Here is a 20,777-nt window from a genome sequence, read left to right as displayed (position 1 = left end):
TTTGTGTAATTCAATAAGGTAGAAAAATATAGTAAAGCAAATGTTTCGTAATATGATAAAGTATGGCATTAATTCAGATGTAACCATCTGATATAATAAAACCCAACCGTTATTTGGGTTCATAGAATTTTTTAATTGTACAATCACCAAATACCTTTTTTTAACATTCTTCATCTCCGTAAGAATAACTTAAGGGGTACGATCGGCGGTCGTACCCCTTAAGCCTAACACTTCCCCGGCATGGCAAAGGAAGCGCACAGGAGTGCTTTATAAACTGCAATATATTTATTGATGCAAATCATTGTTGTGAGCCTTACACTTAGCGAAAAGCCATTTATTCTACTGATTCCGGCCAAAAAAAATCCCCGGACCGATTGATATCGATCCAGGGATGTCCCTTTTCTATCCTTGAAATCCAACGGCAAACCTTCCGTCCGCGAAAGCAGTACCGAGTATATTCAGGAAGGTCTTCTGACTTACGGATCATCCTACCTGCCGCGCCTTCCCATTTACCTGATGGTAAAAAGTGGCATGATGCGGCATTCGTCCCCGATTACAGCGGCGGGCCCGTCTCCGAATCTAACGGAGTTCCCTTTTAAGCTCGTTAAGAGCACCTGAATATAATTTATTTATATGTATTACTGAATAAGTTATTTAAAAATCCTATCGATGTCAATAACAATTTTTCTTTTTAAGAGCACCTGCTATTAAAAATATATTATATCAGGATATTAATCACACATAAAAAATCTGAAGCAAGTCAATATCCATACTAAAACACAAAAATAGAAAATCATCGGTTGCATCGCCGATGAATCATCGGCCGGACCCGGCAGCCTTATACATTTCAATGATACCCGTCCCCAGAGGAATCATCAGCATCGCAGCGCCCAACAGGACAACACCGATCCACTCAAAATGCACATACACGTATCCGCTGATGGTGATACCCGTGTACCCGCCCAGGTAATAAAAGAGCACATACAACGAATTGGCACGCCCCCGGCTGCAGGAGAGCTTCAGGTTCAAAGCCCCTACCGCAGTGGAATGAATCGCAAAAAACCCCGCACAGATGCCTGCAAGGCTCAGAATGATGGCAGCGATGGAATGAATCAGCGTGAAGAAAAGAGACAGTCCGAAAGCCACCGCACCCAACGCCATGGTCGGACCGTTTCCGAACCGGTTGCTGATGTTACCGGCAACCGGTCCCATGATAACCCCGATAATATACGACAGATACATCATCGTAATCAGACGGGTGGAGGCATTGAAATCCGATCCGGCCAGATAAAACGGCAGGTAGTTGAACACGGATGAAAACACGAAAAATGAACCAAACCCCACGGAATAGAGCCTCAGCAGATCGTATCTGGAAAGCAGTTTGATAAATCCCAGGTTATTATCTTCCGCCGCTTTTCCGGCATTGGATTCTTCACCGGGAAGCCATTTGACCGCGGCCACCGTTGCGATAAACAGGAGAATCGATGCGGTGATAAACGCATAGCGCCAGTGAAGCGGCGGATGTATCCACCCCCCGAGAAGTCGCCCCCCCAGTCCCCCGGCTACCGTAGCCGAAACATAACATCCCATGACCACATTCAGCCTGTGGGGAGGAAGGCTTCTTCCCAGATAGGCAGCCAGGCATGAGCTCAAAGAGGGCAGAAACAACCCCTGTATAAAACGGGCTGCAATCAGAAGCGGAAGGCTTCGGGTTGCGGCACACAACAGGCCGCATGCCGTCACCATGGTCCCCCCGATCAGGATAATGGGCTTGAGAGGAAACAGATCGGCAATTTTACCAAAGGGGAGGGTCGAGAGCGCAATGCCGAGAACTACCACTGAGATGGATAACGAAGCCATGGTTTCACTGACACCGAATTCTGCCTGAAGCACGGGAAGAACGGGCTGAGTGATATAGATGGTAGTAAACGTGGCGGCCACCAGGCAGAAGACAGAGGTCTCCAGACCGATGGAATGCTCGTGTTTCATAGCGTGAACGCCTTTAGTGTCTTATTCCTTAAACGCTGTCAAAAAAAACAAGATTATTTCCGTTATAGTTACCGCCCGCTTCGCTCGAGACGCGGAGAACGCAGGGCCTCGAAACGGTGGTTTTGATCTCTGCGATCTCTGTGCCTCGAGAGAGCGAGGCGAACGGGCGGTAGAAAATTCGGGCTTGATCATAACTGCGGCCATAACGTCGTGAGAAGCGCCCCGGCCGTTGCCGGCTTCTCCAGCACGATCCGGGGGGATGCCGGTGCCATGTCGTACGCCGGCAACGGCCGGGACTTCGAAACTACACGTAAGAGAATATGGCCGCAGTTATGATCAAGCCCGAAAATTAAAACGTTTTTTGTAACGGCAATTCCATGTAAATTGGGTTGCGGGCACGGCCCGCGTTAGAACGATTACGGGGCGTTTCCGCGGCACATCACGGCAACTGCTGAGTTCATGCGATGGCGGCTTGTATGGGAGGCTAACAAGATAAAACAGGTTCGTCAACTTATGATAAAACAGGCTGTCAAGTATGTTCGTTCGCCAATCGGGGCAATTTTAAAATCCGGATATGGTATGAACGGTGAACCCCTGATCAAAAAGGATAAAATCGCGGTTACCTCCGGTCTGCGTTCATAAATTTACGGGGTACCAGCGTCACCCTGGGGACCTTTCCCATGGGGCTTTCATCCACCAGGAGGGTACATCCATAGGCGGTTTCGAGCGTTTCAAAGGTGAGTACCTCATCGGGCCTTCCCAGACTGACAATTTTTCCCTCTTTTATCAGCAGCAGCTGATCCCCGTACATGGCGGCCAGATTCACATCATGGGACACCATCACCACGGTGATTCCTTTTTCATGTTTCATTTTTTCCATCAGGTCCATCACCCTGACCTGGTGGGCCAGATCCAGCGCCGCGGTAGGCTCATCCAGAAAAATAACGTCCGGCTCCTGACAGATGGCACGGGCGATAAATACCCGTTGACGTTCACCGCCGCTGAGCTGTGCGATGCTGCGGCCGGCCAAATGCTCAACGCCGGTAAAGGCAAGTGCCTGAACTGCAATATCAAGGTCCTTTCGCTCATGCAGCCCCAGCATGCCCAGATGAGGCGAACGTCCCATAAGCACCACCTCCAGCACCGTAAACGGAAAATCCATGGACACGGTTTGAGGAACAAAGGCGACGATTCGCGCCAGATCTTTTCGCGAATACCCGTGCAACGGCCGGTTCATAATTTCAACGGTCCCGCTGGCGGGCCTTTCAATTCCGGCAAGGATCTTCATCAAAGTGGTTTTTCCAGAACCGTTCGGACCGATAATGATAAAAAAATCGCTCTTTCGAACCGAAAAAGAGATATCGTTGAGCACGGACGACTGCCCGTACGCATAGGTTAGTGCACTGGCGTTAATGGCGTTAACGGCGTTCATCGTTTTGTCTTTTTCAGCAGGATAATAAACAGAGGCGCGCCGATCATTGCCGTAATGACACCGGCCGGCATTTCCCCCTGCTCGGGAATGGCCCTGGCCAAAAGATCACAAAACACCATGTATGCCCCCCCGCCCAACAGACATGCCGGAACCAGCACCCGGTGGTCCGGCCCCAGCAGGAGTCTGAGCAGATGAGGCATGACCAGACCTACAAACCCCAACAACCCGCAACTGCTGACCGTAGCACTGACCATAAACGAGGTGGTAGCCAGCAGCGCCAGGGTCACCAGTTTAACGTTCACCCCCATGGTCTGGGCCAGCTCTTTTCCCATCAGGAGAATATTCATCGTATGAGACAGCCAGAAAATCAGCACAAAGCACGGCAGGAGACATGCCGCGAGGATGGCGATCTGATGCATATCGGCCATGGAAAGGTCCCCCATCAGCCAGAACATGATATTATGAAGCCGTGAATCCTGTGTCATGGAGATCAGAAACATGATTGCAGCAGAGCAGAACGAATTGATCATAACGCCGGAAAGCAAAATGGATTCTTTTTTAATAAGCGTCTGCCCGAAGGAGATCATCAAAATCAATCCCAGAGTGATCATGCTGCCGGCAAAGGAGGTGAGGCTGACCCCCGGAAACCGCGATAAACCCGCCAGTATGCCGATAATGGCACCGACCGCCGATCCGCCGGAAATCCCGAGAATATAGGGTTCCGCCAGAGGATTTCTCAGCAGGGCCTGAAAAACGAGCCCTCCCAGAGAAAGCGTCGCTCCGACCAATGCTGCCAGAAAAACACGGGGAAGCCGAATCTGCCAGATGATGGACGAGGCCATGGAATCCGTCGGATTGCTTCCCGTCAGGATACTGACAACGGTTGAGAGGCTGCTTCCCGAAGAACCGACAGACAGCCCCAGGAGCATTGCCACGCAAAGCACCCCCGTCAGAGCCACTGAAACGGCCAGCATCCGTTTTGTCAGAGACCGGGGGGTGGCTTTCACTGCTGCTCCTTTACCAGTTCGGGATGAATCAGGGTCAATAGGAGTTCAAGCCCATCGACCAGTCGGGGGGTTGGACGGTCAAAGATATCAGAATCCACCACGGAAATACGCTGATACTTTACGGCAGGCAGATCCGGCCAGCAGGTCCACTGGGACAGAATCTCGTCAAACCCGCGTTCTCTGGCCATGGAGGTGATGATAAGAACCTCCGGCGATAAAGCGATTACCTGCTCTTTGGAAAACCGGGGATACGGTACCGGACCCTCCGAAAGGTTCGTGCCTCCGGCAATCGATATCAGCTCATGGGTGAATGTATGGGTTCCAACCGACACAATGGGGGATATGCCGATCTGGAAAAACACCCCCGGTCGATGCTGGCTTTTCTCAACCATGGCTTTCACCTTCCCGATGCGTGTCTGCATCTTCCGGACCAGTATTCGCGCATTTTCACGGGCATCGAGCAGATCCCCTATTTCCGAAATCGTATTCATCACCGTTTTCAGATCTCTTGGATCCACCGCATACACCGGTATATTCATTGCCTGAAGCCGAAAGGCGATTTCGCGCGGATTCCCGTCCTTGATGGCAATACACAGATCCGGTTTCAACGCGACAATTTTTTCCAGATCCAGATGTACATAGGAGCCGACCCTGGGGAACTTTGCCACTTCATCCGGATAATTACTGAATTGTGTCACCCCAACCAGACGGTGGTCCTGCCCGAGGGCAAACACGATTTCGGTTATGCTGGGTGCCAGTGCAATCACCCGTTTAACGTCATCAGTCACTGTAATCTGACGGCCCAATTGATCCGTAACACATATTCCGAACCCACGGGATGATATCAGCACCAGCGCTGCCGTCACCCATAAAATCCCTATCTGCTTCCATCGACGTCCCAATCCTGCCCCCATTGTTTCATTTGCGCCCACCTATTGGAAAACAGATGGATGGGCAGCAGTTATCCGTTAATCGGTTATCTGGCCACAGATCCCGTGTTTTAACGTTGATGCCCTAATGAATCAAGAAAAAATACGCCATCGATACCATACCGGAATGCTTTAACACGAAATGGCCACATCATCATTTCATAAATTTAATCAAAAAATTCAAGCTGTAATTGACATGCAGAGGGCTTTTCGTTATAGATGGATATCTTGGGCATTTAGTAAGCACGTAATTAAAAAATAATACAAAGTATATACATTGCGCCATGAAAAACAATCAAAGAAAACGCCCCCGATATCCGGTAAAAATTGATGGAATGGTTATCACTCCCGAAGCGTCAATCCCGATACTCGCAACGGAAATCAGTGTTGACGGCATCAGAATTCAGTCGTCAAAGCCCATCAGCTCCGGAACCAATATCTCCATATCTCTCCAGTTCGAAGAAGAGATATGGTTGTATGGAACGGTCATCTGGGCATTGGATTCAGGCTCAGAAAGTCAACGCATCTATCAAATCGGAATTGAAACATATGCTATTGGGATTCCTGAAATCAAAGCAATTTCGTTTCCGGAAAAGGCCGAGCTTTTTGAAGAAATCCTGAGCCGGTTACAAAAAATGGGGCAACAGGAAAAAAACTCATCATTACAGGAGGGGCTATAACCATCCCCCATTTTTAAATAGAGTAGTTTTTTCAAATTCAAGCAGAGCAAAAGTTTTAACCGCAGCGACAGCGGCTTTTCACTTGTCCGTTCAGAACCACTCCATAAATTTCAGTATTGCTGGCATAAAAACCATGAAAATTGTATTGACCATTCTGGGTCTGCTGTATGTAATCTGCCCATATGACCTCGATTTCATAGTCGGATGGGGGTGGATCGATGACCTTGTCATATTGGTTTTGCTCTGGAAATATTTTTACTCCGGCAAGGCCCGAAAGCAACCCGGGTTCTCCAGACCCCGGGGGTATTCGGGTACCGGAGAGAACACCGGCTCCTATCAAAACCGGTCTCGGGATAACGTTTCAGGTACGCAGGAAACGGATGCCGAAAAAGACCCCTATATCATTCTGGGTATCGATAAAACCGCCTCCATTGAAGATATCAAAAAAGCGTACAAAGAGCTTGCCAGCAGATATCACCCCGACAAGGTCAGTTATCTCGGAGACGAGTTCAGGACCCTTGCCGAAACAAAATTCAAAAAAATTCAGCAGGCCTATCAGAAACTGTGCCCGAAATAAGGACCGGATCATCCCCACAGTACCGGATTATCATCGAGATGATCTGTTACCATCCGCCCGATATCGCCGATAATCGACAGATCCGCCTGACTCAGCCGGATTTCGGCCGCTTTCACGTTTTCTTTGACCTGGTCGGCATTTCGTGCCCCGGCAATGGCACAAGTTTGTGGCTGGGCAATGGTCCATGCCAGAGCCAGTTGCCCCAATGTGATATTATAACGCTTCGCGATCGGCTTTAATTTTTCGATTGCCGACTGAACCCGTGTGAAATTTTCTCCTTTTAACAACCGGTTTCTGAAACGATGATCCCCCTTGGAAAATTTATGGCCCGGTTCGAACTTACCGGTTAAAATACCCTGGGCCATTGAAGAATAGGCGCATACCGTAATGTGATGCGCTTTGCAGTACGGCAGCGCATCGGTTTCCACATGACGCCAGAATAAAGAATAAGGCGGTTGCAGGCAATCAATCCGGCCATACCCGGCCGCTTCCTCCAATTGAATCCCTGAAAAATTGGACACCCCGATCGCCCTTATCTTCCCCTGATCCTTTAAATCATTCATGGCTTTCAGGGTTTCCCCGATCGGCACCGGCTCGGCACCGAATGAGCCCGAAGGCCAGTGAATATAATATAAATCGATATAGTCGGTATTCAAATTTTTCAGACTGCGATGGCAGGCCTCCATCACCTGATCATAACGGAGATGATTTGAAAATACCTTGTCGGCATATACCACCTGATCCCGAACGTCATGAAGCGCACCGGCGATGATCCGTTCCGAATGACCGTTTCCATAAGCTTCGGCAGTATCAAACATCGTAATGCCTTCTTCAAACGCCGTCCGCATGGCCTTTGACGTTTCACGATCGTCTATCCCCGCCCACATACTTTTGCCGGCCTGCCACGTCCCCATTATAATCGGGGATATCCGAATATTCGTAGTTCCCAACACTCTTTTTTCCACAGTCACCTCCCAGGACATCTCCGAATCCGGATAGCAGCCAGCTGCCTGATCGCGGCCCCCATCCGGGTTTTACTGCACCCATAACAAGTAATGTGCCAATGCCGGGCAACCAGCCGAATGGTACCCCCAATGACACATTGTCGGGTTGTACCATAAATCCATCAAATTTTCACATCATAAAATATCACCCGAAGCAAATGCAGGGCTTGATCATAACTGCGGCCATATTTTGCTGTGCGTAGTCTCGGAGTCCCACCCGCTGCCGGCGTACGACATGGCGCGATCCGGGAAAAAATTTGATTCGATTAACGACAGATTGACAGGATGAAACCGGATACGCGACTGCTCAGATGCGTACATATAAAAAGAGCACCTCCAATGATTACAAAGAGATGCTCTATACCTGTTTTGAGTGAGATTTAAACCGTTTCCAGTCGCGATACATTTTTAGCTTCCGGCCCCCGGTCACTTTGCTCAACATCAAAGCCTACACGCTCGCCCTGATTCAGTGTTCTGAATCCTGACATATTAATGGCCGTATGATGAACAAAAATATCCTTTCCCGTTTCCTGTTCGATAAATCCATACCCTTTTTTATCATTGAACCATTTCACAATTCCTTCTGCCAAAGCCATAACCTCCTTTTCAATAATGTTCAACCCCTTATTATTACAAAGCGTTAGACGGAAATCCCGGCGAAGGAAGACCCCTTCAGAGCACCCCCCCTAATCTTTTTAGATCATAGATTAAACTTTTAATACATTATACGTAAGAAATTTGTCAAGGAATGATGTACAATACTTTTTTATCTAAAATTGAGAAATACAGTTTATAGATTTGCCTTGTCAAGATATTTTTTTTTAAATTCATAATACCATTATATTTGATAAGATGCCGTTTATTAGCAGTGATAAAAGTTTTTTCAGCCTGTATTGCAATTCCCCTTTACAGTTAAAAAAAAGTACTATATTTATAGACATTGATTTTCATATCGATATGCTTTTATTCATCTTAAATATCATGTAAATTATTTTAATTTGAGCACTTTGCAAAAAGCTTTAACTGATATTATTCAGCCATAAAGGATATCTGCATCTATGTATCCGGTTTTAAGACCGGCATATAACCATATGAAGATATGAATTATCAATATTTAATCAATGAATTTTTATATTTTCAGCCACGGTAGAGTTTTTTTGTATGATCCACGTGTAGTACCGTTTTTTGTTGACCGGTGTGAGTAAGTCAAAAATTGAATATTAGTTAGTCTTAAAGAGCATCTCAGGCGTATTTTCAGTTATACCAAGTGAAGTTACAATATCACCGGGAGGACTATGAACTATGAAAACGTCTTTGATAATAGGCGTAATGGGAGGCGGAACCGCCTCAGCAGAAGAAATTGAAGCGGCTTACCTGCTAGGAAGTCTGATCGCAAAGCAGGGATGGATTCTGTTAAATGGAGGAAGAAACACCGGAATCATGGATGCCTCGGCAAAAGGGGCCTGGGACGAAGGGGGATTGACCATTGGAATATTGCCGGACAACAATTACAGCCGCATGTCAGAGTATATCAAAATCCCGGTATTAACCGGAATGGGAGATGCCCGAAACATGATCAATGTCCTTTCCAGCCATATCCTTGTTGCCTGCCCGGGACAGGCTGGAACCATTTCAGAGATAGCGCTGTCCCTGAAAAACCACAGGAAAGTGATCCTGATGAATTTTGAAACAGGGACAATTTTTAACGATTATCTGAAACAGGGATTGATCAGCTGTGTAAAAACACCGGGGGAAGTGATCGAAAAAATCAAAGAAATGATAGCATGAAATTTAAAGCCGGGCGGATGATGACTGACAACTGAGCAACGCCGTTGCAAAAATCAAATCTTCCCTTGTCGTGATCTTGATGTTTAAACGGCTGCCGGAAACCATCCTGACGCTTTTTCCCGTTAACTCCAGAAGGGAGGCATCATCGGTGGCGGTTAAGCCTTTTATTTCCGCCTCCTCATGCGCCTTCAGAATTGAACCATAACGAAACGCCTGTGGTGTCTGGGCCACCCATACGGCGGCACGTTCTACGGTTCCTATAATAAAGCCGGATGGATCGACTCGTTTCAATGTGTCAGATACCGGAATACCCAGCAGACAGGCCCCCCATTTTTTTGCGCCCTCAATACTGGCTGCAATATGCGACGGACGGACAAAAGGCCGCACCCCATCATGAATTACGACAATATCGTCCGGCTTCCCGCCCATGGATTTAAGCCCGTTATAAACTGAAATTTGTCGTTCACCCCCCCCAGGGGTGCAAATAACGGTTTTCTGAAGCATCAACGGCGGAAGAATCTGATTCCGGCAGTATCCCAGATCCTCTTCCGGCACTATCAAATAAATGGTGTCGATCAAATCGCAGGCATCAAATGCGGCGAGCGTGTGGCCCACAATCGAACAGTTACCAACCCGGATATACTGTTTCCGTTGCGTTTGTTTCATTCTCTCGCCCTTGCCGGCTGCAACGATCAATCCAAAAATCATAATTTTGTGTGCCTTGGCTCCTGAACAAAAACCCGATCTTCTTTCCAAGTTCAAACATCTTTAATATGGCTGATATTGATGTTTTTACAGCCAGTTAACGACTCTTTTTTTTGACCACTTTGCAAAGGTTTTTACGTACTGCAGAAATTCTGAACTCTGGTTTTATTCGGATTCTATGTAAGGTACTTCAATTCCGGCGGAAGCGGGACGCCCTTGCCCATGGTATCTTCACCGTAATTTACTCCGGCAAGAATTTTTATATCCCGTAATGCGCGGACATCCCCTTCAAACAAGACTTGTTTAATATTTTCTTTCTGGATCTGGCCACCGGCCCACTGGATATTGAGTACGCTGCTGGCATCAAACCGGCTCGAGCCAAAACACAGTTCCACCTGACCGCCATAATGCTGAACGATTTTGGCAACCAGAAGACTGGGTCTGCAGTGAAACCCGAGCTTGACCGGGATATTGACCGCGATGGATGACCGCTCAATATTTTCATTCAATATCTGTCTGGCAAGGCATTCGCCTGTTTTCAGAAAATGACACACGTAATTGAGGCCGTAATTGATGGTATAAAACAACAGCTGATGAGGGTCTATAAGTGCGGAGAGTTTTTCCTGTGCATTTTTATAGGTATTTTTGTAACCGGCATCATGAAGATGCCTCTCATAGAAATGAAGCAGCCGCCCCATCATTTGCATCAGATGAAACACAACGGAAAAAAATGACCGGAGTTCCTTCATTTTACGATTTCCGTACTGATATCCCCCGTGGATAACATAGGTGTCAAACGAAGACTGCAGATTATGAACCAGCATTTCAAATCTTCGAATTTCCACCTCGTTGACCTTGGCAGGCACAAGGGCCATGATTTCATCAATATTATATGGTTTGTAAAAGGCCAGCTGATCGAATGTCCTGCCAATATTTAAAAAATCACTGGCAATTTTGATAATATTTTCCTTTTGCTGGTCCTTGTCTTCATCATCGATGTCATATTCGAGCATCTCGCCGGTTGAAACGGAAATAAATTCCGAATCATCAAATCCGTGCTCCGGAATGGGAATATGAAGGCGCCGGGCTTCATCAAGAATCACCGGCGCCATCTTAATCAGCGTCCGGTTTAAAAACAAGAGAGTGGCTTCACCGTCCAGCTTGATTTTTTCGATGTCCGAAAGGTTATAAAACGGAAGACGGTTGGAGATATGCCGTTGTGAATAACTTGCCAGGCTCAGTTGCCGGACGGCGGCAGACAATTCTCTGTAAAAATACCAGTTTCTATTATTTTTTGCACCATGGATATCCAGAAAGTCTTCCAGCAGCTGCGAAGCACTTACAAACGTTGAATAAAACTTTTTTGTAAATAACGGACGAGGATCCCTGCATTTGGACAGACAGATACAGCATTTTAGAAAATCATGGGAAAAACACCTGGCCTTCTCGGTAAACGCATTTTCTGATAGGGACGTTTTCATCTCCATCTGCTACATCATATCCTTCTGGGTGTTTGATATCGCTTCATCCAATCGCTGTCTGAGACCTGACGGCAAACCCTCTATCTCCACATTTAAAAAGCCTCTCACGATCGTTGAAATTGCCTCATCTTCATCCAGGCCCCTTGCCATAAGATATTCGATCTCTTTCTGATCGATTTTCCCGACAGCCGCCTCGTGCGACATTTCCAGATCCGGCACATAGCCGCGAAGTTCCGGAACCGCATGCATGAGGCCTTCCTTGAGGATCAAGCCCTTACATTCCAGATGCGCTTTAATATCTCTGACTTTTCCGATCAGATCCCCCCTGGCAATGACAGTCCCACCGGAAACAATGGCTCTGGAGATAATCTCGGCCCTGGTTTTGGGAGCATTCAAAACAACTCTGGAACCGACATCCAGATGACTCCCTTTACCGGCCACAAGAATGCTGTTAAACCTTGCCACAGAGCCTTCTCCATCGAGATAGGTGGTGGGAAACATCTGAAGAGACCCGACCGATTTCAGAGAAATATAATTGGACACGAATACACCGCCTGCTTCCACATGCGTTACGGTTCTGGGCCGGACATTGACTTCCTCACCCCAGTCATGGATCATGGTAAACTTGACTTTGGCGCCTTTTTTAATATAAAACTCCGAAACCCCGACATGAAGGCCACTGAGCAGATGGGGTGCGGTCGCACATCCGGTAATGACATGAAGCTCGGAATTCTCTTCGGCGATCAGCACATTATGTACATTTTGGGCAAATCCTTCTTTGGCGATATACATGCAGGTCTGGATAGTTTCCTTCGCCTTGACACCGGCATGCGCATGGATAAAAAAACCTCCCTGGGGCTTTTGATACGCATAGGAGGTAAACATGTCCGTATCCGGAGATATGCTTTTCCAGAGATAGTCTTTCAGCCATGGATGCATTTCCTGAGCCTGCAAAATACCCATCATCTCGATTCCCTCCTGCTGAGACTTGCAGTGAATGACTGAACGATCTTTCTGAATAAACGTGCCTAACCGCCCATTTTCGCCTGAATCAATATCGACACCAACATCGAGGAATTTTCTGGCATCGCTTTCATTAATCTGTGACAGTTGATCAACATAATCGTGGTTCCCGGCATCGACCTCATAATTTTCAAAACGGATATCTTTTTCATGATCTACTTCGCGCATCTGATACACTCCTCATAGCCATATTCTCTGATCCAGTTTAATATATCCCGAGGATTTCTGGAACAGCACAAAACTCCGTTATAAAGCACCTGCCCCTTGTCAGCGGTGATATAATCCAGAATATGACCGGTATGAGTAATTACAAGAGCGGATTTCATATCTTCCTTGACAACGTCCTTGTGAGGTTTGATACTTGGAGTTCTTACATTTCGTCCTAGAAGTCTATTTATGGTATCGCCCAGCAGTCCTATATTCTCCAGATCGACACCCGATTCAGGTTCATCCAGCAGAACAAGATCCGGCTGTTGCGACATAAGCTGAAGCATTTCACAGCGCTTGATTTCACCACCTGAAAAATTCTGATTTACATCACGTTCGAGAAAATCAGTCATATTCAATTGTTTTGCCAGACTTTCGACATCTGCTGTTCCATTACGATCACAGATTTCAACGATATGACGGGTTTTCAACCCCTTGATCGTTGGGGGTCGCTGAAACGAAACGCCGATACCGAGTCTTGCCCGCTCATAAATCGGCATATGTGTAATATCTTCACCCTTGAATATGATTTTCCCGCGTTTGACGTCATAACCGGAGAACCCCATGATCGTCATCATTAATGTCGTTTTCCCGGAGCCGTTCGGTCCAAAAAGAATATGAGTTTCCCCCTTGGGGACTTCCATATTGACATTATCCAGTATGGTTTTTCCTCCGACTTCTACCCTCAGTTCTTCAATCTGAAGCATGCCATTCACCCTACAGCTGATATAGACAATTCTTTATAAAATCCTTCATGCATTAATGTACTGCCTTGTACCCAGACGAGTATTCAGACGATTTCATAAAAGATATCAAGAAAAAAAGCAACCGGACAAATGCACAGATCCCGTTGAATGTTCCCGAAATCGTTTTATGAGGTCATTCACGCATGCATGAGCCACTTCGCCACTTTGAAATGAAAATTATTGTTCCTATAATGCCTATAGTGCGTATAATTCTTTAATCACCCGATTAAACATCCATCAAGCCCGGGAAAACAAAGAATTATTTAACCGTTATAACCCAAAGACCGGCCAAAGCAGACCGTAAGCCGAATTTTGTTCCCGTCACAGGTTACCCTGTAACAGGTGACGATCATTCATCTAAGAGTGACAGTTGCCTGCCACTTCATGCGACCTACCCGGGAACTCGGACGGGCAGCCCTCAAGCGTTCCTCTATTTGGTCTTGCACCGGGTGGGGTTTACATAGCTTCCCCGGTCACCCGGGGAACTGGTGCGCTCTTACCGCACCGTTTCACCCTTACCAGGCGGGCATATCCATTCTGAACCTCCCAAGAGAGGAACCGGCAGGACATCCTGAACCTGGCGGTATACTTTCTGTTGCACTTTCCTTCACGTTGCCGCGACTCCACGTTATGGAGCACCCTGCCCTGTGGTGTTCGGACTTTCCTCCGGACCGACACTCGATCCAGCGATCGTCTGGTCTGCTTTGACCGGTTATTCGGTTTTTCTCCAAAAAATAATCCTCTGGCATTGCGGACAGAATCTCAAAATGTCATTTCGTTGCAGTTCATTGAACATCTGAGGCGGTATGTTCAGATGGCACCCCTGGCAGACAGCGTCAATGACAGGGACAACCGCCGTACCTATTTTTTCCTTTACCCTGAGGAATGTGCTCAGCAGTTCGGGCTGAATCGTACCTGAAATCACGTCCCAATCGGCTTTAAGCTGCTGGAGTTTTTTCCCCGCCTTTTTGGACTCGTTAATTATCGCCTTTTTCTCACTGGCGATTTGAGCACTGACCGCTGCATACTGCTGTGTTTTAATTTCCAGATTTTTCTCAACATCCTCGATACGATCCAGACATTCCAGCATGGCATCTTCAATCACTGAATTTTTCGATTTCAGATCCTCAATCTCTTTCAATATGGATTGATATTCTTTATTGGTCTTGACAGATCTGAGTCTTTCTTCGCTCTTTTTCGCCATGGAAGTATTCACCTTTGTGTCTGACTCATACGCGCGATATTTCTTCCTGACCTCGTCAACCAATGTTTTGTCCTGTTCAAGGCCAAATTCACACGCCTCAAGACGCGAGTCGAGAGCAGCATGTTTTTCCGTTACGCTCGCCAGCATTAATTCGATACATTTTATTTCCGTATCGATTTCCTGCAATCTTATTAAAACATAGATCTGTGCTTTAAAGGAATTTTGCATTTTCTTCATCCAAACATACTGAATCATAGTCGGTTAGCATGGAAACGAAGATCGAACCAATTTTTCGCATCGTACACAACAATTGCCGATTTTCCATTTTCAGCGTATGTCCCATATTTCAGGCCTCAACACACTCCATATATTCCGGAATGCTATTCTGACCCATCCCAAAGCCGAAGCAACTATCGTGTTTTCATTAAACAAGACTGAACGGTTCTTTTTCTATCGAACAGGCTTTAATACGGATCTGATTAAACCCGGCCGCTGTCAGGTGCTTACTGAGCCTGCGGGCAAGCGCCTCAACTACGACAATTTCCGAATTAAAGTGCCCGATATCAATCAATCCAAGATGCGCGTCCTCCACCATTCTGGCATCATGATACCGCAAATCACCACTGACAAACACCTGTGCACCGGATGATAAAAAGTCCTTCATGAGACTGGAGCCACTTCCACTGCACAATGCCGCCTTATGAATCATCAAATCAGGTTTGCCTGAAACTTTGACAAATGGCAACCCGAGTATCGTTTTAATTCTTTGCGCAAAGGCTTCAAGCGTCACAGGCCTCTGAAGCGAACCTACCCGTCCAAGCCCCTGATGTTCATCATAGCTGCATGCCGGATAGACTTCCCAGCTCAAGTCATCTTCCGACAGATTCTGTTCTTTCAGGTCCCGTTTTATCTGATCGAGACAACGCTGTATGTCTTTCCGGAGAAGAACGACCTCAATACGTATTTTATTTACCGGATAGATCGTTTTTTCAATACCGCCCCCACCTCCGGAACCGGGTGCCCGGGGTATGGAATCAGACTTGTATTCCGAAAATATCCGCCATGTTTTAAGCTCTGTTTTTCCGGCGGCCATATCATTGAGCGATGCAGCGATCGTGCATTGAGCTCCGGCGGAAGTGATTATGACCAGATGATATTGTTCAGAATCTGACCGCTTGACCAGGGAATATGTCTCCTCCAGTCCCAACATGGAGGAAAGGATATCGTTGACGCCGCCTTTTGCGCTGTCAAGGTTCGTATGAGCGGAGTATATGGACAGATGATGATGGACAGCAAGCTGAATAATAGAGCCGATCGGAGAGCTCAAATCAACGGATCGAAGCGGGTTAAAAATCAATGGATGGTGAGTGATTAACATATCCGCCCCCTGATTGCATGCCGCTTCGACAACATCATATGCAGGATCAAGCGATATCCAAACAGTTTTCACCGGCCATTCTTTACAGCCGACCTGCAGCCCTGGATTATCCCAATGCTCTGCCAGATAAGGCGGAGCGATCTTTCGCATTACGTTGATGATATCGGCTACTGAAGCAATCATGATCCACCCGCTTTCCCTGACAATCCAAAATTAGATATCATGGCATAGTTTTTCTATTTTGACAATAAAGTCGTTACAAAAAAACAGGGCTCGATCATATCTTCGGCCATATTTTCCGTACATACAGCTTCAGAATTCCCCCCCGTTCCCGTGTATGACATTGCACGATCCGGGGAAAAGATACCGGGGCCATCAAGCGTTAATCGGAATTACCAGTTTTCGCACAAACAAAAAAAGCGTGGCCATTATTAGAGACCACGCTTTTTATTAAAATAAGTAACCGGAAAAGCCCATACCGATCTGCATATCATATCGGCTGGAAACGCTTTGGCAGCTCCCGGATTCATTCAGACAGTTTATTTATGAAATGGGCCCACCTGGGTTCGAACCAGGGACCGACCGGTTATGAGCCGGTGGCTCTTCCAGCTGAGCTATGGGCCCTTAAAACGTTAACTCATATAGTAATTGATCTTTTTACCCCCGGAAACAGTTTTTGTCAAGCATTAGATCCGGGCATTCCGTAAAAAAACAAATCATCAGATGCTAAGGGCTCGCCCAAAAATAACTTTACATTTTAAGCACAGCTGCATCCTGCCTGGCTGCGTTACGAAAGCTCAGAATATGCCGGATATTCCTGCGCTTTCGTGCCTTGCCAGACAGACGCCTCGACACTTGAAATTGCGGACTTGTTTCTGAGCGAATTCTAAGTTTCTATAAAACTTTTTAATTTTTTGCTTCGCGTCGGATGCCGGAGCTTTCTCAGCGCCTTGGCTTCGATTTGCCGGATTCTTTCCCGGGTAACGGAAAAATCCTGCCCGACTTCTTCAAGGGTATGATCTGCTTTCTCTCCGATACCGAATCGCATCCGAAGCACTTTCTCTTCCCTTGGCGTCAGGGTTGCGAGGACCCGTCTCGTCTGTTCGGACAGATTCAGGCTTACCGCCGCTTCAGAAGGCAGCATGAATTTTTTATCTTCGATAAAATCACCCAGATGACTGTCTGCTTCCTCGCCGATCGGAGTTTCCAGAGAAATAGGCTCTCTGGCGATTTTCATCACTTTTCGAACCTTATCCAGCGGAATTTCCATTTTATCGGCAATCTCTTCCGGGGTAGGCTCACGTCCGAGTTCCTGTACCAGATACCGGGATGTCCTGATGAGTTTATTGATGGTTTCAATCATGTGAACCGGTATGCGGATAGTTCTTGCCTGATCTGCAATAGCCCGGGTAATGGCTTGCCGAATCCACCAGGTGGCATAAGTGCTGAATTTATAACCCCGCCGGTATTCGAATTTATCGACCGCTTTCATAAGACCGATATTGCCTTCCTGGATCAAATCAAGAAACTGGAGCCCCCGGTTGGTATATTTTTTGGCAATACTGACAACCAGTCTCAAATTGGCTTTAACCAGATCACTTTTGGCCGTCTTAACAATAATTCGGCCTTCTTCGATGGTATTCATTACCCTTTTCAACGTACGGTGTCTGGATTTTATTGCCACTTCCCGTTCTTCAATTTTCCGATGAATTTCTTTCAAATCCGAAAAAACGGCCTTTAATTCTTCCTTGTCCAGTTCGCTGTATTGAACGGCCCATTGAATAAATTCGTTTTCTGTCGACAGATACGATCGGACATCGTTCGATGACACATGAATACGTTCCGTACACTTGATCATTTCGGCGTTACGGGAATCAAACCATTCAATATGACTTTTAACGATTTCAATAATTTTATCAATCATATTGACTTCGAAACGCCAGTCTTTAATCACCTCATAAATCTTGTTGTTTCGGCGGGAAATATTTCTTCTGATCCGGCGTTGCTCATCTACAGAAAGTTCCTCCGAGAACAGCGTTTCCCGATATTTCCGGTTTTCCTCATCGATTTTTTGAATGGCATGAACTGTTTCGACAAAGCTCTTTATTTGGAACTCTTCTTCTTCAAAGGTTTCCCCTTCGTCGATATCCCGCAGCACATTTTTCGGTCGAAGCCCCCCGGTTTCAATATGCCCGCCGATATCCAGCACGCACTCAATTCCCATCGTAGTTTCCAGCAGAGCCTTTAGAATGTCTCTCTCGCCATCTTCAATTTTTTTGGCGATTTCAACCTCACCTTCCCGACTCAGCAGGGTAACAAGGCCCATTTCTCTCAAATACATTTTGACCGGATCCGTAACAGTTCCGAAATCCGTAACAGTTTCTTCTGACTCGATATTTGACGACTTTGAAATGCTGTCCGCTTCTTTGGCAGCTTTATTATTAACAACCTCGATATCCAGGTCATCGAATATCATAAGCGTTTCATCCATCTGATCAGACGAAAGCATCTCTTCTGGAAGAACTTCATTTATTTCATCATATGTCAGACAACCCTGTTTTTTCCCTTTCGAAATCAACTGATTCAGCAATTTCTCATCAACGTCTTCTTTTTGATCATTTTTATTTTTATTCGTCGGTGATTTTTTCGCCATATAGTAAGGCCTCCTGAAAATTCCGGGCGTTTTATTGTCTTTGTTGTGCCTGAATCTGCTTTTTTCTCAACAAATCATTCAGCAAATTATAATTATTGCCTTGCTCAGCTGCTTTGATCTTCTGCAACAGGATTTTCTCACGACGGCTTCGGCTGATTTCAAACTGGTCAATTAATTTCAGACACCCCTCACGATCCCAGGGCTCGTGGCCAATAGCAAGAGACGCAGCAATATTTCGTATGCTCTCATCTTCGATCAAGCTGACGATATCAGATGCCTTCCCGTCATACCGATTTGCGCGTTCAAGGACAAGCTTTCCAATAAATTTCAACGCATCATCATAAATATGGTCAAGAATATTCTGTTCACCAACCACCGGCAGTATCTCCGGGAACTGAAGCATCATGGCAATAATCTGGCGTTCCATCCTGTCGCTTCGGCCTGAGCCGCCACCCATTTCTGTGGCAGTCTGCTGCCGGGCGTTTGCCGCTGAAATTCGCTGAGTATTTCGCACCGGCCATGCCCCATTAGTTTTTCCGGTATCGACTGCATCAATTTTCTGCCAAACAACCGCCTCATCAATCCCGATACGTTCCGCAAGGTCTTTCACATACAGCGACTTTGCTACGGAATCCATCACGGATGCAATGGGGACGCTCAGCTCTGAAACGATACGAATCTTACCTTCTACCGTTAAACCGCATCGTTTTATTGAAGAATCAATCAAAAACTCAATAACCGTCATGGCGCCGGAAGCCATCTCGGCAAAGGCTTCTGCACCGGATTCAACTAAAAAGGAATCCGGATCGTGCCCGGTCGGGAGTATCAAAATCCGGGCTTCCACCTGCTCATTCATAAAAACACTGACACTTCGCATGGCTGCCTTGATGCCGGCATTGTCTGAATCGTATACGAGTATCATGCGGGCGGCGTACCCTTTCAACAACCGGATATGCTCCATCGTCAACGCCGTTCCCAGCGTTGCGACCGTATTTTCAAATCCATGCTGGTACAGTGTCAGCTGATCGAAATATCCTTCGGTAATGTAAACGGAATTGTCCTGCCTGCATTTATGCCTGGCCTGACTAAGCCCGTATAATGAACGGCTCTTGTTATATAAGGGCGTTTCAGGCGAATTCAGATATTTCGGCAGAGAGTCATCCAGCGCCCGGCCCCCGAACCCGATGACCTTCATGCCCGTATCCATAATCGGAAAAATAATGCGATCCCTGAAACGATCATAAAAACCGGATTGATTTTTTCTGGGTACCGCCAACCCGGAAGTTTTGATCCGCTCAACCGGAATTTGCTTTTTCATAAACACATCGACAAGATGGGTCCAGCCTTCCGGTGCATACCCGAGATGAAAATGGCTGATTGTCGTCTCTGTTATACCCCGACGTTCAAGGTACGCCATGGCCTTTTTACCGGACGGGCTTTGCTTCAGGCAATGTTGAAAAAATTCCATCGCCTGATGATTCATATTGATCAGGGCTTCTTTTTCAGTCATACATTTACGTTGCGCCGGTGAAACTTGTTGAGTCGGTATTTCAACGCCATAGCGTCCAGCCAGAAACCGCTGCGCCTCTGGAAAGGAAAGCTGTTGATATTTCATTACAAAACTGAAAACATCTCCACCGACTCCGCAGCCAAAACAATAAAATATCTGTTTCTCGGGGCTTACCGTGAAAGACGCGGTCTTCTCAGAATGAAATGGGCAAAGGCCAACATAGTTCCTCCCCGCCTTCTTCAAGATGACCACTTCCGAAATGATCTCAATAATATCTGAGGCCTGTTTAATTTCTGATGTTTTGTCTTCAGGGATAAAAATTGCCAAGAAGTACTCCCTCCATAATTATTGAAAAGGTAAGATCAGGTTCTGATGGAAGGGAAAAAGGGAAATATGGTTTTTACTCCTATGTCGATAGGTCCGGGAAACTGCCTCCCTCCGTTGAGAAGCATAAAAAAAAGAGC

17 protein-coding genes, 1 tRNA gene, 1 other RNA gene and 1 riboswitch are annotated in these 20,777 nt (G+C 46.6%); of the genes, 3 read left to right on the top strand and 16 right to left on the bottom strand.

All coding sequences use genetic code 11. The annotated features are described in order from the left end of the window. Positions 1-443 precede the first annotated feature (443 nt). Positions 444-633: riboswitch (cobalamin riboswitch) on the bottom strand. Positions 634-816: 183 nt separating this feature from the next. The 4 genes from PHQ97_11785 to PHQ97_11770 form a co-directional block, all read right to left on the bottom strand. Continuing rightward, the gene (locus PHQ97_11785; GenBank protein MDD4393411.1) at positions 817-1,989 is read right to left on the bottom strand and encodes an MFS transporter; all 1,173 of its coding nucleotides are present in this window, start codon (positions 1,987-1,989) and stop codon (positions 817-819) included. A gap of 619 nt (positions 1,990-2,608) precedes the next feature. Further along, positions 2,609-3,421 carry a heme ABC transporter ATP-binding protein gene (locus PHQ97_11780; GenBank protein MDD4393410.1) on the bottom strand — a complete coding sequence of 271 codons (813 nt, stop codon included), beginning with the start codon at positions 3,419-3,421 and terminating at the stop codon, positions 2,609-2,611. Continuing rightward, a complete protein-coding gene (locus PHQ97_11775) occupies positions 3,418-4,428 on the bottom strand; it encodes an iron ABC transporter permease (protein MDD4393409.1) in 1,011 nt (336 codons plus the stop codon). Before PHQ97_11775 ends, PHQ97_11780 begins: the two co-directional genes overlap by 4 nt. Then, positions 4,425-5,330 (bottom strand): cobalamin-binding protein, encoded by a 906-nt coding sequence (locus PHQ97_11770; GenBank protein ID MDD4393408.1) that lies wholly within the window; start codon positions 5,328-5,330, stop codon positions 4,425-4,427. Before PHQ97_11770 ends, PHQ97_11775 begins: the two co-directional genes overlap by 4 nt. A gap of 311 nt (positions 5,331-5,641) precedes the next feature. On the opposite strand from PHQ97_11770, the gene PHQ97_11765 reads away from it, so the two are divergent. After that, on the top strand, positions 5,642-6,037 hold the full coding sequence (locus tag PHQ97_11765) for a PilZ domain-containing protein (protein MDD4393407.1): 396 nt from the start codon (positions 5,642-5,644) through the stop codon (positions 6,035-6,037). A gap of 133 nt (positions 6,038-6,170) precedes the next feature. After that, positions 6,171-6,614, top strand: coding sequence for a DnaJ domain-containing protein (locus PHQ97_11760; protein MDD4393406.1), 444 nt, complete (start codon positions 6,171-6,173; stop codon positions 6,612-6,614). Positions 6,615-6,622: 8 nt separating this feature from the next. Here the strand turns inward: PHQ97_11760 and PHQ97_11755 are convergent, their stop codons facing one another. Continuing rightward, a complete protein-coding gene (locus tag PHQ97_11755; GenBank protein ID MDD4393405.1) occupies positions 6,623-7,579 on the bottom strand; it encodes an aldo/keto reductase in 957 nt (318 codons plus the stop codon). 419 nt (positions 7,580-7,998) lie between these two features. Continuing rightward, positions 7,999-8,208 (bottom strand): cold-shock protein, encoded by a 210-nt coding sequence (locus PHQ97_11750; GenBank protein ID MDD4393404.1) that lies wholly within the window; start codon positions 8,206-8,208, stop codon positions 7,999-8,001. Positions 8,209-8,920: 712 nt separating this feature from the next. Between PHQ97_11750 and PHQ97_11745 the strand changes: the two genes are divergently transcribed. After that, the gene (locus PHQ97_11745; GenBank protein MDD4393403.1) at positions 8,921-9,406 is read left to right on the top strand and encodes a TIGR00725 family protein; all 486 of its coding nucleotides are present in this window, start codon (positions 8,921-8,923) and stop codon (positions 9,404-9,406) included. A gap of 3 nt (positions 9,407-9,409) precedes the next feature. On the opposite strand, the gene ispD is transcribed toward PHQ97_11745, so the two are convergent. The 10 genes from ispD to dnaG all read right to left on the bottom strand — a co-directional run bounded on the left by ispD (position 9,410) and on the right by dnaG (position 20,640). Further along, positions 9,410-10,114 (bottom strand): 2-C-methyl-D-erythritol 4-phosphate cytidylyltransferase, encoded by a 705-nt coding sequence (gene ispD, locus PHQ97_11740; GenBank protein MDD4393402.1) that lies wholly within the window; start codon positions 10,112-10,114, stop codon positions 9,410-9,412. 173 nt (positions 10,115-10,287) lie between these two features. Then, entirely contained in the window at positions 10,288-11,592 is a 1,305-nt protein-coding gene (locus tag PHQ97_11735; GenBank protein MDD4393401.1) for an HPr family phosphocarrier protein, read from the bottom strand. Positions 11,593-11,601: 9 nt separating this feature from the next. After that, positions 11,602-12,783 carry a SufD family Fe-S cluster assembly protein gene (locus PHQ97_11730; GenBank protein ID MDD4393400.1) on the bottom strand — a complete coding sequence of 394 codons (1,182 nt, stop codon included), beginning with the start codon at positions 12,781-12,783 and terminating at the stop codon, positions 11,602-11,604. Next, complete coding sequence (locus PHQ97_11725) at positions 12,771-13,529, bottom strand: ABC transporter ATP-binding protein (GenBank protein ID MDD4393399.1); 759 nt, start codon at positions 13,527-13,529, stop codon at positions 12,771-12,773. Before PHQ97_11725 ends, PHQ97_11730 begins: the two co-directional genes overlap by 13 nt. A 325-nt stretch (positions 13,530-13,854) precedes the next feature. Further along, positions 13,855-14,274, bottom strand: an RNA gene (rnpB, locus tag PHQ97_11720) — RNase P RNA component class A. Between the two features lie 6 nt (positions 14,275-14,280). Beyond that, on the bottom strand, positions 14,281-15,000 hold the full coding sequence (locus PHQ97_11715; protein MDD4393398.1) for a C4-type zinc ribbon domain-containing protein: 720 nt from the start codon (positions 14,998-15,000) through the stop codon (positions 14,281-14,283). A gap of 196 nt (positions 15,001-15,196) precedes the next feature. After that, positions 15,197-16,333: a Nif3-like dinuclear metal center hexameric protein gene (locus tag PHQ97_11710; GenBank protein ID MDD4393397.1), complete on the bottom strand. Its 1,137-nt coding sequence runs from the start codon at positions 16,331-16,333 to the stop codon at positions 15,197-15,199. A 368-nt stretch (positions 16,334-16,701) separates the two neighbouring features. Then, positions 16,702-16,774, bottom strand: a tRNA-Ile gene (locus PHQ97_11705). 262 nt (positions 16,775-17,036) lie between these two features. Then, complete coding sequence (gene rpoD, locus PHQ97_11700; protein ID MDD4393396.1) at positions 17,037-18,803, bottom strand: RNA polymerase sigma factor RpoD; 1,767 nt, start codon at positions 18,801-18,803, stop codon at positions 17,037-17,039. 31 nt (positions 18,804-18,834) lie between these two features. Beyond that, a complete protein-coding gene (gene dnaG / locus PHQ97_11695; GenBank protein MDD4393395.1) occupies positions 18,835-20,640 on the bottom strand; it encodes a DNA primase in 1,806 nt (601 codons plus the stop codon). Positions 20,641-20,777: the final 137 nt, after the last annotated feature.

It is taken from the genome of Desulfobacterales bacterium, from assembly GCA_028704555.1.
GTDB lineage: Bacteria > Desulfobacterota > Desulfobacteria > Desulfobacterales > JAQWFD01 > JAQWFD01.
Note: the sequence above shows the minus strand (reverse complement) of the source record. Positions and strands in the feature narration are given on the sequence as shown.

Excerpts from the sequence above, each read along its gene's own strand:
- PHQ97_11745 (MDD4393403.1), top strand. The coding sequence starts at position 8,921 with ATGAAAACGTCTTTGATAATAGGCGTAATGGGAGGCGGAACCGCCTCA.
- PHQ97_11730 (MDD4393400.1), bottom strand. The coding sequence starts at position 12,783 with ATGCGCGAAGTAGATCATGAAAAAGATATCCGTTTTGAAAATTATGAG.
- PHQ97_11725 (MDD4393399.1), bottom strand. The coding sequence starts at position 13,529 with ATGCTTCAGATTGAAGAACTGAGGGTAGAAGTCGGAGGAAAAACCATA.
- PHQ97_11780 (MDD4393410.1), bottom strand. The coding sequence starts at position 3,421 with ATGAACGCCGTTAACGCCATTAACGCCAGTGCACTAACCTATGCGTAC.
- PHQ97_11735 (MDD4393401.1), bottom strand. The coding sequence starts at position 11,592 with ATGAAAACGTCCCTATCAGAAAATGCGTTTACCGAGAAGGCCAGGTGT.
- PHQ97_11765 (MDD4393407.1), top strand. The coding sequence starts at position 5,642 with ATGAAAAACAATCAAAGAAAACGCCCCCGATATCCGGTAAAAATTGAT.
- ispD (MDD4393402.1), bottom strand. The coding sequence starts at position 10,114 with ATGATTTTTGGATTGATCGTTGCAGCCGGCAAGGGCGAGAGAATGAAA.
- PHQ97_11760 (MDD4393406.1), top strand. The coding sequence starts at position 6,171 with ATGAAAATTGTATTGACCATTCTGGGTCTGCTGTATGTAATCTGCCCA.
- rpoD (MDD4393396.1), bottom strand. The coding sequence starts at position 18,803 with ATGGCGAAAAAATCACCGACGAATAAAAATAAAAATGATCAAAAAGAA.
- PHQ97_11715 (MDD4393398.1), bottom strand. The coding sequence starts at position 15,000 with ATGCAAAATTCCTTTAAAGCACAGATCTATGTTTTAATAAGATTGCAG.
- PHQ97_11710 (MDD4393397.1), bottom strand. The coding sequence starts at position 16,333 with ATGATTGCTTCAGTAGCCGATATCATCAACGTAATGCGAAAGATCGCT.
- PHQ97_11785 (MDD4393411.1), bottom strand. The coding sequence starts at position 1,989 with ATGAAACACGAGCATTCCATCGGTCTGGAGACCTCTGTCTTCTGCCTG.